This window comes from Alteromonas sp. KUL150 (assembly GCF_009811475.1).
GTDB lineage: Bacteria > Pseudomonadota > Gammaproteobacteria > Enterobacterales > Alteromonadaceae > Alteromonas > Alteromonas gracilis.
Genome location: NZ_BLIJ01000029.1, coordinates 127,745 through 143,680, shown reverse-complemented (window position 1 = coordinate 143,680; position 15,936 = coordinate 127,745). Strand labels below are relative to the sequence as shown.

Below are 15,936 nucleotides of genomic sequence, written 5' to 3'. Positions count from 1 at the left end.
AAAAACGGTTTAACCGCTATTATAAACTCAATTAGCGCCAATGATTAGCGTGTTAAAAAAGTGGGTGGCAAAACTACAGTGCGAGGTGTTCGATAATGATAAAAGCATTGATAGGGCTATTAAGGTTTTTAAATGGTTGGTGGATAAAGGATAAATACTTTAGATTGCTATGATGTTCTAAACTAAACATTGATATAACTTACCTAAAATACGAGGGATGTATGGGGCCTGATTTCGAAAATAGTAAAGTACTCCTGATGAGGGGACCTGTTGAATTGATCAGCGAGGGATATGCTGGAATTGGGTGGGGGCAATTTCAGCTTTGTAATTTCACCACTGCTGATAAGTTCTTTGAACATCTCGATAGCACACAGCAAAGCGTAGGACGTAGCGGCAATCAACTACGCCGTTTCATTGAAGTTAAGCAGGGCGATCTAATCGTAGTTCCAGCGCCTGCGCGCATATACATTGGTGTCGCTACTGGCAAAAAACAATTCTGCGCAGACAAACCGTGGGGCGAAAACCAAATAGAAGTAACGTTTCCCTGCGATGCCGAAAACGAGCCAATTTCAATCGCACGTACAGACTTGAAACAGGGTTTACAGTCTAGGCTGCGTATACGTTTAACGGTTGCTGATTTAGACTACTTCAAAGACGAAATCATAGAGCGCTACAATGACATTAAAAATAATGTTAGCAGTGGTGCTTTATCCAAAATTAACGAAAAAGCCGGGGAAAAATTAGAGCAATTTAAGGCAAAACTGTTAGATAACCTTCGAAATAGAAATCACTACTTGGAAGCTGGTGGGCAGGGCTTAGAGCACCTTGTAAAAGAATTGCTCGAAATTGAGGGTTACACCGCTGTTATACCTAGTAAACAAAGTCACGAGGTTGGCGTTGATGTTGATATAGAAGCCCAGTCACGCAACCCTTTCATTACGCAAGAGCTTTTGGTTCAAGTGAAAGACCATGTGGGATATACAGAGAAGCACGCCATCGAGCAGATAGCGAAAGTTGAGAAAGAAGATGATTGTTACCGATGGGTAATATCATTAGGAGATTTTGCCGAAGATGTAACACAGCACGCGGACGGATTGAGCGTTAACTTAATGAATGGAACTCAACTTGTGGATTGGTTAGCTGAGCGTTGGCAAGATCTGTCCCCTAAGACCAAGCAAAAACTTGGTATCGCTTCAGTACCGCAGCTTATTTTTTGAGTTCCCCCAACATAAAACACGGTGCCCCGCTAATAAATATTGAAATACTTATTAGCGGGTAAAAGATCTGAGCGCTTATTACTCATTCGAAAGCTCATCTTCGTCATATAAAACGCTCAGCGCTTTTACCATTAAGGCCTTAATCTAACCGAACCTCACAAGCGCAGTTCAGCATTTAGATCTTAAATCATAGGCATAACGTTTTCGGTAAAAACTCTAGAGCCGGATACAGCTTGCATCCTTAAATAGATAGATGATAATGGTATGCCTGCTAAATAATATGTCTCTTATAAGAGATACTTAGACAATTGTTCAAATAATCAACTACAAAAAAGGACTTATTAAGTGAGTAATGAACGCACTGTAATCTGCACATTTGACCACCCATATCCTAACCCTTCCCAAGGTCTGATCTTTGCTCTGTTTGAAAAAATCAATGATGAATATTATCCAATCAACACAGAAGAGGACTTCTGCCCGACGGAAAGAGTCTTTGTCACAAGAGGTTATGATGACTTAGAGGACAAATTCAAAGACAATTTGTTTGAGGTGGTGGTAAGACCAACGAACCAAGACACCAAAGAAGGGAACTGTCGCTATGTCACTGTAGGTGAGTCTGCTTCTAGCCTAAAGGGCGGTTTTTTATGCGTCCAAAGTGTACAGGCTCCCTCAATTCCAGATAAGAATTCACCATCTATAAAAATAAACAACCAAATCAATACACGTTTAATTATGTTAGATGTTGCCGACAGAGTACATGGCCCATTCAACGTTAAAGAGTTTAGCGATGATAACACGGTCATTGAACTTGACGTAAAACATATGCCGTTGAAATCATCTAAAAACCAGAGTTCCCTTCCTGACGGTTACATTTTTTCGATATCAAAAGATAAAATTAAAAAATATGAAAAAAATATAATTCCCTATGGCGGGGGAAGTGTTACCTACTACTGTAACTTGCCGGCAATCTTTGAAGAATCGACAAGCGATTCATTTGAAGATTACATGAGCGACGATGCTATCATTAGTAAATATGGTTCGTTAATAGCGAACTCACCTCAAATAAAAAATATATCTAAAGCGCACATACTTCAAATAAGAAAAATGGTTTCTGCTCAGAAAGAGTATCGCCTCAACAAACCAAGATATGAAAGACTATTTACTCTTTTAAACGAAGCCGACAACTGGGGCCGAGATAGAGATAATTTGATAACTGAGTTTTTGGATAAGGAGCAAGGGAAAGAAATCCTTAAACAGTATATTGACGAGAACAAAAAAGACTATCTAGATGAGCAAATAAAAGACATTGAAGAGAAATTCAAAGGCCGAGAGTCAGAAATAAAAAAAGAGATAACTGAGCTAGAAAAAGTAAAAGCAAACTTAGAAAAACAGATAAGAATAAAAACGGAGGAAAGCAGAAATACGGAATCAGATGAATATCAAGAGAAAATTTTATCGCAAAGAAAAGAAGAGTTCGATATCGAAATTACCAATAAGAAAACAGAGCTAGAAAATTTACACAAGAAAACAGAAGAACTAAAGAAGACTTATAGTAAATATTCTGACCTGGAAATTCTTGAGAAAAGAAGAGAACAGTTGAGGCAGGCAGAAGATATACTTAAAGAAGATATAGCAAACCTAAAAAATCAACTTAGTGAAATTCAAAAAGAAGTAAAGGACGAAAACAACAACTTATTATCAACGTTACTTCAATTGAAGCCTAAAGTTGATATGCTGAGTGGTGTTTTACCCGAAAAGAAAAAAAATACCGTTAATTTCAATTCACCCGCGAATCTAAAAATAGATGAGTATAATGCTAAATCCCAGCAAGAATATTTAGATATATTGACCGAACAATTATACAAACAAGGCAGGAAAGTAGATTTTGAAGATTTAGTGAACATAGTAGTTACACTTAGTCAGTCGCAATTTACTTTATTTAGCGGGCTTCCAGGAACAGGAAAAACATCGTTAGCGAAATTGTTAATGAAAGCAATGGGACTAGGTGAGCGTGGGCTGAATGTTCCTGTCTCTAGAGGTTGGACTTCGTCAAGGGATATAGTTGGTTACTATAATGCTTTGTCACAAAGCTTTGTTAGTTCGCCAACAAACTTTTATGAACTACTCGTAGCATTACAAGATAAGGACGATGGGAAAGATAATAGCCTCTCCGTCATACTACTAGACGAGATGAACCTTTCACAACCAGAGCACTACTTTAGTCCGTTTTTAGAGATGGCAGATCCAGAATCATCTAGATTGATACATACTGGCGATCCAGGTAGACCCATTCTAAATATACCCGAGCACATTCGCTTTCTAGGGACAATAAACAATGATGAATCCGTACAGAATCTGACGCCAAGAATGTTAGATAGAAGTGCTATTATCAACTTTGATGAACAAGTCACAATTAACTCTGTTACATCTGATGACTTTTCAGATACTGATATCCAAGTTATCAGTGGTTCAGACTATATAAGACTATTTGCAAATTCAAACACAAACTTGCCCGATGATGTGGCTACTTTATTTGAGTCTATTATCGCTACGTTACGCGATGATGACCCTAAACTTGGAAATCAAGTAATAGTTTCTTATAGAAAGATAAAAGCTATTACTGATTACTACAACGTTGCATCATCTTTAATGATAAGTGACCAGTTAACGGCGTTTGATTACGCGATTAGTCAGCATGTTATGCCCTTGATAAGCGGCTATGGTATTGGTTTTATGGAAAGACTCAAAAAACTTTTAAGCATCCTAGAGCCATCGATGATTCGCTCAAGAAAAATGCTTGAAAAGATCATTATATCTGGTGAACAAAATCTTCATAGCTTTGGTGCGATATGAGTATTGAATGGACTTTAGAAATTGAGAGAAATAACACGGTTGAAGCTTTCCATGTGGCGCAAAACGAAACAGTACAAGTTAATGAAACTGATTTTATAAGAATACTTGTCGATATACCGAGTGACCTTTTTGATTCAGGAAATCCATACTTAGTTTTGGGAGATGTTCCATATGATTTAGAAGTTATTAAATCTTCTGACACAAATAGAAAATATGGAACGGCCATCAGCAGTAAAGCTTATGAAAACCAACTTTTCTATAACTACTTTGGTGAAAGTGAAATAAAGCTTTTCTTTGATGGCTATGAAGAAGCAGTTTCGGTAATGAATGTCGATATCAAAGCAAGACCAGCTAATGCAGAAATGGCAGTCGACATGCTAAATTTTCTGTCTAGTAATGTTGATGATGTCCTTCTACTTTGTTTTTCTAAATCGAGAAAATCAGGTGGTACTGGAAGTGGAGACAGTGATTCAATTACTAAATTATCGATACTTAAAGATATATTGGAATATATCTATGAAAATCAGGGAACACTATTAAGAGACTATAGATTTAAGTGGTCTACTGAAATTAGTCTAACTGGTCATGGGCAACCTTCCGGGCCAGATAGTGTAAAATATGTTTTAAATAACCTAGATAAAATTACACACTCGACTCCTTCAGAAGCCAATATAAGATTTAATAATCGAAGCTATAAAGTTGAGAACATACCTAAAGAAATCTTAAATCAGGATACGGATGTTTTCGAGAATAGAGTTATTTTTAGTTTTCTCCATTCGGCGAAAGACTTTCTTTATAAAATAAGAGCTTCATCAATAAAGGGTAGTTTTTCACCTAAAAAGAGGTTGCTGGGCTATGAGGAAAGTAGCAATTTTGTCAGTTTCGATAACGTGCTAAGCGTATATAAAGATAAAATTATAAATCATCATATCCGAGATATCGATTTTCAAATTGTTAAAGTTAATAAGCTTATTTCTCTTTTTCGTAATAAGATTGGGGCGAAGTTTATTCCTAACTTAATGCCTAGAATTACTCAGTTTATAGCATCCCGACCCACATATATAAGTTTGTTTAGAGGTATACATAGATGGTATTTATCCAGTGCTCCTAATATATCCGATAATAGCTTTCTATTCGGCCTAAGGAATCTTTCAACTATCTATGAATTATGCTGCTTACTGCTATTGAATAAGTCGATAGAAGACGCTTTCAAAGTTGACTTGTCTTCTTCAGAGTATCTGGATTATTCTGAAAATCTTCCATATAGTGGCCTTAGGTGTAATTTGCCTAATGGAAAAATTAATAATTTTTACAATTACAAATCTAAAGATTTTAATATATCTATTAGGCATGAGCCTAGAATATATCAATATAGAGAGGGTGTAAGTGCATCCGGTGACTTAATAAATATTAGTAATAGAAGAGATAATAAATATGGCAAGTATTATGTTTGTCCAGATTATATAGTTTCTATAACATCCCCTATCTGGGATGAAGAGCTTTTAATTGTTCTAGACGCCAAATATAAATCATCGTCAAACGTTAGAAATTATGATTTTGATTCTTTAGAACTTAAGTACCTGAGAAATATTTATTCTGTGAAAGAGAACCATTCTGTAGGATTTTCACCCATAAAACTATTACTAATCATGTATGCTCATGGTGTTGATTCTTCAATATCTAACTTACATCGAAGGCATAGACTCGGTGGTGACTTGCCAGTTTATCCACAAACGCTAGGTCAGAAAATTTTTCCAAAAACAGAAAGTATCTCTAAGCTTTCGAAGCTATTTGTGAGTTTATCAGAAAATCATCATGAGGAAGTGAAGCGTAGAGTTTTAATGAATAGAGAAAGCAAAATATTTTCTATGTAAGATCAAAGCGTTGTTACACGCATGTTATGTAATATTAAAAAGTGGCGATACGCAATTTATCTAAAAACCTTTTTTTAGATATTCAACAGATTCATAATGTTGCGCAATTTAACGAGTGTTTAAAACGCGTTCGCTGTAAAAAAACGTGAAGCCTGCACTCTGTTTCCTTCCGCTGAACCCTCAGAGCGCTTGGTAGAATGGCATGGTAGAAGTTGCACTTTAACTACTTCGTGTCCGCTTAGTTTATTAAGGCAAGTTATCCGCTACTAGAGGGTATGGGTGGAATCTGCATGTACTGCACAAGGATAAGAGCAAGAAGCTTCGTTGAAACTCACTAAGCCCAATTAGTTCTATAATTTAAAAGGAAATTCTTATGGATGTTTTCGAACTAGTTTTTGCCAGTTATTTAGAAGCAGTCTCCAATACAGTGTATAAAAATTTTTCTGATGTCTACGGAACTGAGATCCAAGCTCAGGTCGTAGAATATGATGGCATGAACATATCCTACTCCTATCAGCTTTGGAGAATACAAAATAACTCGGTGTGTGGGCTTTACGATAGTGATCTGAATACCAAATCTAAATGCACAATGTCTGCAAAAAACATGTTTGGAGAGATGTGTACTTATCTCCAGAGTAACAAAAAGCCCGGTTGGCAATATTCGAAGTTGAAAAACATGTATTGTTCAGCAGCTACAAATTACAAACCCATTATTGCTAGAGTGACTATCGGAGCAAAATCACAATCTCAAAAGAGTAAAGAGGAATGTAGCGTAGCTACCTTGCGTGTTATGCAATCTGCATCTGCAGCCAATCTAGCTGCAAAGGAAAAAGCTTGTACAAAAAATAATTAACGGCGGAAAAAACAAGGCCGTTTAGACCTACCTTTTACGAATTTTATGAGAGTAGCTCCCAGGTCACATTCATCGGCTTTTCACTCTCATGATTGATATATTTTACCTCGCCATAGAACATAAAAGGTGAGGCTGTTTTCCCTCTCAATTTACTCTCTCGAACGAAAAGGTAAATGCGGCTACCTAATTTCTGATGTTCAACTATTTCTCTTCCACGCTTGTTACTTGGTGAAGTGCTATTTTGCGACTGCCAATGAAAATGTTTATCGTCAATAAAATAATCGTGGTACTGATGTTCGCTGCCTTTCCCTTGTTTGTTTAGGGTAACCAGCAAAATTTGAACATTCTTTTCTTTGAGTACGACATGACCCGATTGCCAATTACCAGGGTTAAACTCTTCGTTGAAAAGCGGCGGTATTTCTTCTCGCATTAGCTCGTGTCCTACAAATAGCTCCAGTGGGTCGACTTTTCCTTTTAAGCGCGCGAATGTCACCATTTCTTCACTCGCTATCATGTCATCATAATCTGGATTAGCTGCTCTCAAGGTATACGAGCCATCTGGATTTTTAAGTACTTTCCGCAGCAAGTATTGATTGTCGCCAGTTTCATCCTGCCTTTCGATAGCTACTGTCGTATTACTAATACTGCCAGCGTTATTTGGCGTGATTTGTTCCAATAGCAAATAGTCACCATCGTAAATAGGGTTCTTGCCACCGTTCATCGAGTTTCCAGATGCGCGAGCAATGAAGTGGCGAGAGTTATCTATATTTCCATAACCAAATGGCGCATTTACCAGCTCAGATACCTCGGCATTACCCGTTTTGAAATGACCGCAAGCTATTTTAATATTTGGGAAAAATGGTAGTTGTACACTATCGGGAAACTGGACGACATTACTTGTAGAAGGAGTAGTTATAGATAACCTTTTGTGCTTGTAACTAGCAAGGCGCTGTTTATTAATCTCAACGGTCATTGATAAAAACAAATCATGTTGAATTGCTGAAATACTTTGTTTGAAATGGAATTGCTTATCACTAATATCAAACCAAGCAATCTTCGATTCAGGCTCTTCAGTACACCAAAACTTAATCGGGTTACTGCGCCAATGCGCTCGCCACTCTGATTTACTTAACGAGGCTAGTTGTTGTTTGCTTTCCGGTAAATCCGAAATCCATTCTGGGTTATCTAAAAACCACTGTCGTGCCCATTCTGCTAAATCATCAACACTTACCTGCGATTGAAAAGCCTTATGCTCAATCAGCGTGGCAAGTAACACCAACTTGTAGCACTTCGAAGTTCGAGTAACAGCTACGTCTTTAAACCACTGTAGGTGATCTTCAAGCACTTCCAGTTCGTCAGCTTTAAGATCGCCCTTACTATCAACAAACTCCCACCATGATCCTCGATTTCGTCTAAGTTTTTCTAAACTCGCGCCCGCATTATAGAACTCAGTGTAGGTGGGTCTCCTGCCTAGCGTTTCTTTTAACTTGTCGTATTGGATATCAAGCTCGTCTTCAGAAAGGCTTGTAAGGAAATCGATAAACTCTAAATCGAAGTTAACGTAACATCCGTCTGGAAGTAGTTTATTTGCATTTTTGGCAAGGTCGACTATTTTCCTGCGGTTTTGCGGGCCATCTATTATGCTAGCTAATAACATTTCTGGGCGGTTTAAAAAGCTATGATGGTTACCCACAAAATCTAAAATAATAAGCCTATCCTTTCCTTCGCTTTTACGAAGGCCGCGGCCCATTTGCTGTAAAAATAGAATTTTTGATTCAGTAGGTCTAAGCATTAATACGGTATCGATCTTCGGTAAATCGACGCCTTCATTAAATAGGTCTACCGAAAACAGTATTTTAATTTCGCCGTTGTTAAGCTTTTCTAAGGCTTCGCTGCGCGTAAGTGAAGAATCTGAGTGGACGCTCGCAGCTGCGACACCTTGTTGATTAAAGTAATCTGCCATGTAATCGGCGTGTTTGCGAGAGACGCAAAAAGCCAGTGAAACATCTTGCGACTTTACTTTCCACTCAGAAAGCACATGCTTTGCACGGCCTTTGGTTGCTAGTTTATTCGAAAGCTTTTCAGGGTCGAATTTACCATTACGCCAAGGTAGGTGCTCGTAATCTACTTCTTTGTCGAATATTCCGAAGTAAGTGAAAGGGCACAATGCCTCTGCTTTTACGCCATCAAACAGGTCTTGCTGGTAAATAAGATTGTTGTCGCATAGTTTGAGGATATCGCTACCGTCAGTCCTGTTCGGTGTTGCGGTTAAACCTAGCAAAAATGACGGCGTGAAATGCTGCAGTAAACGTTGGTAACCACCCGCTGCGGCGTGATGAAACTCGTCTACAACAACATAATCGAAAGCAACAGCAGGAAATTTAGCTAGATGAGACGACTGTCCGATCGTTTGGATGGAGGCAAACAAAAAGTCATATTCCTCATCCTTTTGCCTTCCGCTGTATCTACCTACCTTTTTGTTTGGGTGTATCTTAAGAAAGCTAGCCTCTGCTTGAAGTAAGATCTCTTCGCGATGTGCCACAAAAAGTACTTTTTTAGCATTTATCTGCGCCGCATCAAAGGCCGCTAGGTAGGTTTTACCCATACCTGTCGCTAGTACCACTAAACCTTTCTGAAGCCCTTCTTCTCGAGCCTGCTTCAGTGCTGCTAGTGCTGTTACTTGGTGTTCTCTTGGCTCCGGAATTTCATGCTCTTTTTCATCTGGCAATGATGCAGCAGATTGAATTGGTGTAACAACCCTTGCTGTGTTGTACCTAATTTCGTAATCAGCTATTAAGTCGTAAGTTAATGGCTTAACTTGGGGCAATGTGAAAAGGTAGCGATACTGCTCTCGAATTTCTTCAATTCGGGCCATGGCTTCTTTATCGTTATCATTCGGGTAATCAATTCGATAGTTCCACTCTATACCGTCGGTAAGGGCAGTTTTACTGATGTTACTAGAGCCAACGAACGCTCTAGCTGAAGTTAATGCTTCGCCACTATTTTTGACAAAAATATATGACTTTAAATGAAAGCTGGTGGCCTGCTTGCTTTCAAAGATTTGGATGTCAGCGCCTCGCTCCTTAAGCAACATCAAACGCTTTAAGGCTTGTGGTTCAGTTATGTTCATATAGTCTGAAGTCAGCAATGACAACTTAACATCACGTTCTTCTGAATTCATCGCATCTTCAATATCTTGAATGATGAGGCTTAACCCTGACATACGAATAAACGAAACTGCTATTTCTATACTTGTCGCGTTTTTTAGGGCATCGCGAATTTCATGTAGAAGGTATTGCTGGTTTCTACCGGTAACCAAATAATTTGTAGCAGTCATTATCCCTTCACCACTTCAACCGTAACCCACTTCACATCATCTCGATTCAAACCATCCTGGCTCGGAACAGGGTTTAAATTGCGTGCAGTTAGTCCATTGCTTTGCGCTAAAGTCGCCAATTCCTCGTAGCTTATAGGGTGCATGGGGCGTGCTTCATCGTTTGGGCCGAACCGAAGGCTTATGTACATGGCTCCGTTTTCCGAAAGCAACTCAGCTAACCGTTTCAATGCCGGTGGTCGTTCAGCTTCTGGCAAGTGCATCCAAACAGCAGAAAGCAGTATTAGGTCGTATGTTTTTGGCTTTTGGGGTAGGGCGGTAAGCGCAGGTAAGCTAGCGTTACACCATGTAACACTGTTATGTGAATTGGCTTGTGCAAGGTTTCTTAGCTCATCGGCAGGCTCTGCTGCTGTAACTTTCCAGCCTTGTTCGGCTAGCCAGTTGGCGTCGCGGCCACTGCCAGCGCCTACATCAAGCGCGGTGCCTGCTTTGGTATTTTGTAGAAACGCTTTCCAATCGCTGTGCACACTTTCGGCGTCTACCGAGTTGTACAAATCGTAATAGTGCTGTGCTTTTTCACTGTAGTGTTCAATTGTTTTTGTCACTGTGAACAGAGTCCATTCGTTGTTTTAGTCTAACTTACAGCATGCCTTAAAGCTCGGCTAGTAAGGCCAACCTACCAAAACATTGATCCAGCGCAAAGTCTAAAGTGCACTACTCAGTATACTTAATTTATTAGCATTGGTGTTTTCGCCACTTCTCACCTTTATTTTTAAACCACAGGGAGCGCCGCTGTGAAAAAAACGCCGTTTATTCTATCTATTATGTTCGTTGTGTTTTTGGTTGTGGTTGTTAGCACTATTTTTAGTGGCCCTGAAAATGTTGATGTGGTGTCGGGGAACGGGCGTATTGAAGCTACTGAAATTGGTATTTCAGCTAAAGTGGCAGGTCGTGTAGAAGAAATTTACGTGAACGAAGGTGACAGAGTAACGGCGGGTGATGTGGTCGCTAAACTCGATACTACTACCATTAATAGCCAGCTTCAGCAGGCCAAGGCGCAGCGCCAGCAAGCTAAAAGTGCGGTAGAAGCTGCAAATATGGCTGTTGCACAGCGCCAAAGCGAAAAGTCAGCACTTCAAGCTGCATTGCTACAAACTAAAGCTGAGCTAAAAGCAGCCGAAGCGCATGCTGCCCGTACTAATGAATTGTCAAAAACAGGCGCAGTGTCTAAGCAATTGGCAGAAGATAATCTAACCACTGTTGAAAGCGCAAAGGCAGCGGTAAATGCTGCTAATGCTCGTTTAACAGCGGCCGATGCCACTATAGAAGCGTCGCGTGCGCAATACTACTCTGCACAGGCGGCAGTAAGTGCGGCCGATGCCACTATTGCGCAAATTCAGTCAGAAATTAACGATATGGTGTTAAAAGCACCACGTAGTGGGCGCATTCAATACCGTGTTGTAGAGCCTGGCGAAGTTGTTGGCGCAGGTGGCCGTGTACTTAGTTTGGTCGACCTAACAAACGTATACATGACATTCTTTTTACCTGCCACGCAGGTAGGCAAGCTAACAATGGGCGGTGAAGCTCGCATTGTGCTTGATGCTGCGCCCGATATAGCTATCCCGGCTACCATTTCTTACGTTGCCGATGTGGCGCAATTTACACCTAAATCGGTTGAAACCCAAAGCGAACGAGAAAAGCTAATGTTCAGGGTTAAAGCTCAAATTCCTGTTGATTTGTTAAAGCAGCACATTGAAAAAGTTAAAACAGGGCTGCCAGGTGAAGTATGGGTAAAGTTAAATGACAACGCTGAATGGCCTAGCGACCTACCTGAGCTTGTCGACTAATGAGCAATATTATTGAGTGCAATGCGCTAACGGTTCGTTACAAAAGCACTACTGCTATTCACAATATTGCCCTTTCTATTCCCGAAGGCCTAACGGTAGGCGTTATTGGGCCTGACGGTGTGGGGAAATCTACGTTGCTGTCGCTTATTGCCGGCGAGCGAGTTATGCAAAAGGGGCAGCTGCAGGTACTTGGTGGCGATATGCGTGATGAAAAGCACCGCGCCGCTATCTGTTCCGACATTGCATACATGCCGCAAGGATTAGGTAAAAACTTATACCCCACGCTATCGGTCGAAGAAAACTTACAGTTTTTCGCCAAACTTTTTGGGCACAATCGCGCACAGCGTCGAGCCCGCATAGATAACCTTACCAAACGAACTGGGCTTTACCCGTTTTTATCACGCCCAGCTGGTAAGTTGTCTGGTGGTATGAAGCAAAAGCTCGGTTTATGCTGTGCCTTAATACACGACCCCCGCTTACTTATTTTAGATGAACCCACCACAGGGGTAGACCCCCTTGCCCGCAGTCAATTTTGGTCGCTTATTAAAGATATCCGCAAAGCCCAGCCGAATATTACGGTACTGGTAGCTACGGCCTATATGGATGAAGCCCAACAGTTCGATCATCTAATAGCGTTAAATGCAGGTGAAATACTGGCAAGCGGCTCGCCAACGTCATTGCTTGAGGAAACGCAAACCACCAATTTAGAAGCTGCATTTATTGCGCTTTTACCCGCAGACGCAAAGCATCAGCATCGCAACGTAGTTGTGCAGCCTTATAAAGCTAGTGAGCATACCCAAACCGCTATTGAAGCTAAAAACCTTACTATGAAGTTTGGCGATTTTACGGCGGTAAATAACGTTAGCTTCACTATTGGTAAGGGTGAAATTTTTGGCTTTCTAGGGTCGAATGGCTGCGGCAAGTCTACCACCATGAAAATGCTTACTGGTTTGTTACCGCAAACCTCTGGCGAGGCATGTTTACTGGGTAGCCCGCTTGCTGCTAACGATATTAACACCCGCTACCGCGTAGGTTATATGTCGCAAAGCTTTTCTTTGTATACCGAATTAACCGTTCGGCAAAACCTCATGCTTCATGCCAAGCTATTCAAAGTAGCTAGCAAAATACTAAATTCGCGGGTAGATGAAATGCTTAACCGCTTTGCCTTAAGCCATCATCAACACAGCCTACCTAACGACCTTCCACTAGGTATTCGCCAGCGTTTGTCATTGGCCGTGGCCATGGTTCATAAACCTGAAGTATTGATATTAGATGAACCCACTTCTGGCGTAGATCCAGTTGCCCGAGATAACTTTTGGCAGTTGCTTATTTCCTTAGCGCGAAAAGACGGCGTAACCATTTTTATCTCAACTCATTTTATGAATGAAGCAGTACGTTGCGATAGAATTTCACTAATGCATGCAGGCGAAGTGTTAGTAACCGATACACCTGAGGCCATAAAAGCGTCTAAATCTGCCGATACATTAGAACGTGCGTTTATCGATTACTTGGTTGAAGCACAAACGCCTACAAACCAAACCCAAAAGCCAGAGCAAAACGCGCAAGAAAGTTTTAGTGCAGATAAAACCGCATCACCAAGCAAACGTGCAAAAGGCTTACGGCGGTTGTTAAGTTACGCATCACGTGAAACACTCGAACTTATTCGCGATCCTATCCGCTTAACTATGTCGTTCTTAGGCAGCATGGTGTTAATGGTGGTGATTGGCTATGGCATTACCATGGATGTCGATGACTTAAGCTATGCTGTATTCGACCGCGATCAAACTTCTACTAGCCTTAACTATCGCAATGCTTTATCGGGCTCCCGCTATTTTAATGAGCAGCCTGCTATAACCAGTTACGCCGATATGGACCGTCGAATGAAAAGCGGCGAGCTTTCATTAGCCGTGGAAATTCCCCCTGAATTTAGCCAAAAACTGCATAAGGGCGAACAAGTGGAAATAGGGGCATGGATTGATGGCTCTATGCCATCACGGGCTGAAACTATTGAGGGTTATGTAACAGGTATTCACTTGAAGTGGCTATTACAGCAAGCTTCGCAAGCCAGCCAAGTGCAGTCGACCAGTAATATTAATATTGAATCACGCTATTTATATAACCCAGATGTTCGAAGCTTAGTGGCAATCGTACCTGCGGTAATGCCGATGTTATTGTTGATGATCCCTGCGCTTTTAACGTCATTGGCGGTGGTGCGTGAAAAAGAGTTAGGCTCGATAATCAATTTGTACGTCACGCCAGTTACACGCATAGAGTTTTTGTTGGGTAAGCAACTACCTTATATCGTTACTTCGTTTGTTAGCTTCTTGCTGTTAGTTGCAATGGCGGTGTGGCTTTTCGATATCCCATTAAAAGGGGATATGTTGGTGCTCTGCTTTATAACGTTGTTATTCGTTACTTTTTCTACCAGCTTTGGTTTGTTGGCTTCAGTTTTTACGAACAGTCAAATTGCCGCCATTTTGCTTACCACCATCGGCACCATGGTTCCGGCTGTGCAGTTTGCAGGCATGATAACGCCAGTTTCTGCCTTAGAAGGGGCAGGGCGCGTAATAGGAGAGCTTCATCCCATTAGTTATTTTTTAACTGCTAGCAGGGGAATATTCAGCAAAGGGTTAGGCTTTGGTACGCTTGATTTTGCAGTGTTTGCCATTGCTATTTCTATTCCAGTTACACTGTGGCTTGCCACTGTTTTGTTACGCAAGCAGGAGCGCTAAACCGTGGAAATTAAAAATGTAGCCCAGTTGAGTATAAAAGAACTTTGGAGTTTATGGCGCGACCCGGCCATGCTTATCCTTATTATTTATGTGTTTACGGTAAACATTTACACAGCAGCTACTGCGGTACCCGAATCTTTGCACAATGCGCCCATTGCTTTTGTCGATCACGACAATTCGCAAATATCTAATCGAGTGATAGATGCTTTTTACCCTCCCTATTTTCTAGCGCCAGATATTATTGAAAGCAATGAAGCCGACACGTATTTAGACACTGGTAAGTATACCTTTGTGGTTACCATTCCCCCTGAATTTGAAAAAGACATAATGGCTGGCATAGAACCCGACGTTCAGATTAACGTTGATGCCACACGTATCAGTCAGGCGTTTACCGGCAATGCTTATATTACCGAAATAATCACCGATGAAGTAAATGCTTATATACAGGGTTACAAGTCTGACACTGTTTATCCTGTCGAATTGATCATGCGAGCCAGATTTAACCCCGCGCTTGAAAGCTTTTGGTTTGGTTCTGTTATGGAGCTTATTAATGCTGTAACAATGATAGCCATAATTTTGTCTGGGGCTGCGCTTATTCGAGAGAAAGAGCGCGGTACTATAGAGCACCTGTTGGCTATGCCAGTGTCAGACAGTGAAATTATGCTTTCTAAGCTGTTGGCCTCGGGGGTAGTTGTGTGGGTTACTACCTTGCTTTCGGTGTATCTAATCATTCAGTGGGTTCTCGCCGTACCAATCAATGGCGAAATATGGCTTTTCATGGTGGCTGCTGCTTTACAGTTGTTTGCCGTATCGAGTATGGGCATTTTTATGGCCACTATTGCGCGATCTATGCCCCAGTTCGGATTGTTACTTATCTTAGTATTACTTCCTCTACAGTTGCTTTCTGGTGGTGTAACACCAAGAGAAAGCATGCCTGAATTCATTCAATACGCAATGTTGCTAATGCCCAATACGCACTTCGTAATGGCTTCCCAAGGGGTATTGTATCGAGGGGCGGGCGTTAGCGTTATATATCCTCAGTTATTGACGCTTTTAGCCATTGGTTGCGCGTTTTATTTCATAGCGCTTAAAAGATTTAAAAGCACCATTGGTAGTATGGCTTAGAAGCGTTATCTAGTTTTGGATCCATCTCTGTTTTGTTGTTCCATTTTTAGTGTAAATAGTAATAATTATCATTTAAATTAAGTTTAAGCTGTTTTATACTC

General features: G+C 40.7%; 9 protein-coding genes. 7 read left to right on the top strand and 2 right to left on the bottom strand.

Annotation, left to right across the window (positions count from 1 at the left end; all coding sequences use genetic code 11):
* Nucleotides 1-221 precede the first annotated feature (221 nt).
* The 4 genes from GVO62_RS06760 to GVO62_RS06745 all read left to right on the top strand — a co-directional run bounded on the left by GVO62_RS06760 (nucleotide 222) and on the right by GVO62_RS06745 (nucleotide 6,797).
* Nucleotides 222-1,217 (top strand): restriction endonuclease, encoded by a 996-nt coding sequence (locus GVO62_RS06760; protein WP_159118298.1) that lies wholly within the window; start codon nucleotides 222-224, stop codon nucleotides 1,215-1,217.
* 345 nt (nucleotides 1,218-1,562) lie between these two features.
* On the top strand, nucleotides 1,563-4,070 hold the full coding sequence (locus tag GVO62_RS06755; protein WP_159118297.1) for an AAA family ATPase: 2,508 nt from the start codon (nucleotides 1,563-1,565) through the stop codon (nucleotides 4,068-4,070).
* Entirely contained in the window at nucleotides 4,067-5,944 is a 1,878-nt protein-coding gene (locus GVO62_RS06750) for a nuclease domain-containing protein (RefSeq protein ID WP_159118296.1), read from the top strand. Before GVO62_RS06755 ends, GVO62_RS06750 begins: the two co-directional genes overlap by 4 nt.
* A gap of 373 nt (nucleotides 5,945-6,317) precedes the next feature.
* Complete coding sequence (locus GVO62_RS06745) at nucleotides 6,318-6,797, top strand: hypothetical protein (RefSeq protein WP_159118295.1); 480 nt, start codon at nucleotides 6,318-6,320, stop codon at nucleotides 6,795-6,797.
* A 43-nt stretch (nucleotides 6,798-6,840) separates the two neighbouring features.
* On the opposite strand, the gene GVO62_RS06740 is transcribed toward GVO62_RS06745, so the two are convergent.
* Both GVO62_RS06740 and GVO62_RS06735 read right to left on the bottom strand, forming a co-directional pair.
* Entirely contained in the window at nucleotides 6,841-10,134 is a 3,294-nt protein-coding gene (locus GVO62_RS06740) for a DUF3427 domain-containing protein (RefSeq protein WP_159118294.1), read from the bottom strand.
* The gene (locus GVO62_RS06735) at nucleotides 10,134-10,736 is read right to left on the bottom strand and encodes a class I SAM-dependent methyltransferase (protein WP_236547092.1); all 603 of its coding nucleotides are present in this window, start codon (nucleotides 10,734-10,736) and stop codon (nucleotides 10,134-10,136) included. The genes GVO62_RS06740 and GVO62_RS06735 overlap by 1 nt, the downstream gene beginning before the upstream one ends.
* Nucleotides 10,737-10,925: 189 nt before the next feature.
* Between GVO62_RS06735 and GVO62_RS06730 the strand changes: the two genes are divergently transcribed.
* Genes GVO62_RS06730 through GVO62_RS06720 form a run of 3 tightly spaced genes read left to right on the top strand, consistent with a single transcriptional unit; the run spans nucleotide 10,926 to nucleotide 15,835 of the window.
* Nucleotides 10,926-11,978, top strand: coding sequence for an HlyD family secretion protein (locus tag GVO62_RS06730; protein WP_159118293.1), 1,053 nt, complete (start codon nucleotides 10,926-10,928; stop codon nucleotides 11,976-11,978).
* Nucleotides 11,978-14,710 (top strand): ribosome-associated ATPase/putative transporter RbbA, encoded by a 2,733-nt coding sequence (gene rbbA / locus GVO62_RS06725; RefSeq protein ID WP_159118292.1) that lies wholly within the window; start codon nucleotides 11,978-11,980, stop codon nucleotides 14,708-14,710. The genes GVO62_RS06730 and rbbA overlap by 1 nt, the downstream gene beginning before the upstream one ends.
* Nucleotides 14,711-14,713: 3 nt before the next feature.
* Nucleotides 14,714-15,835: an ABC transporter permease gene (locus GVO62_RS06720; RefSeq protein ID WP_159118291.1), complete on the top strand. Its 1,122-nt coding sequence runs from the start codon at nucleotides 14,714-14,716 to the stop codon at nucleotides 15,833-15,835.
* Nucleotides 15,836-15,936 lie beyond the last annotated feature (101 nt).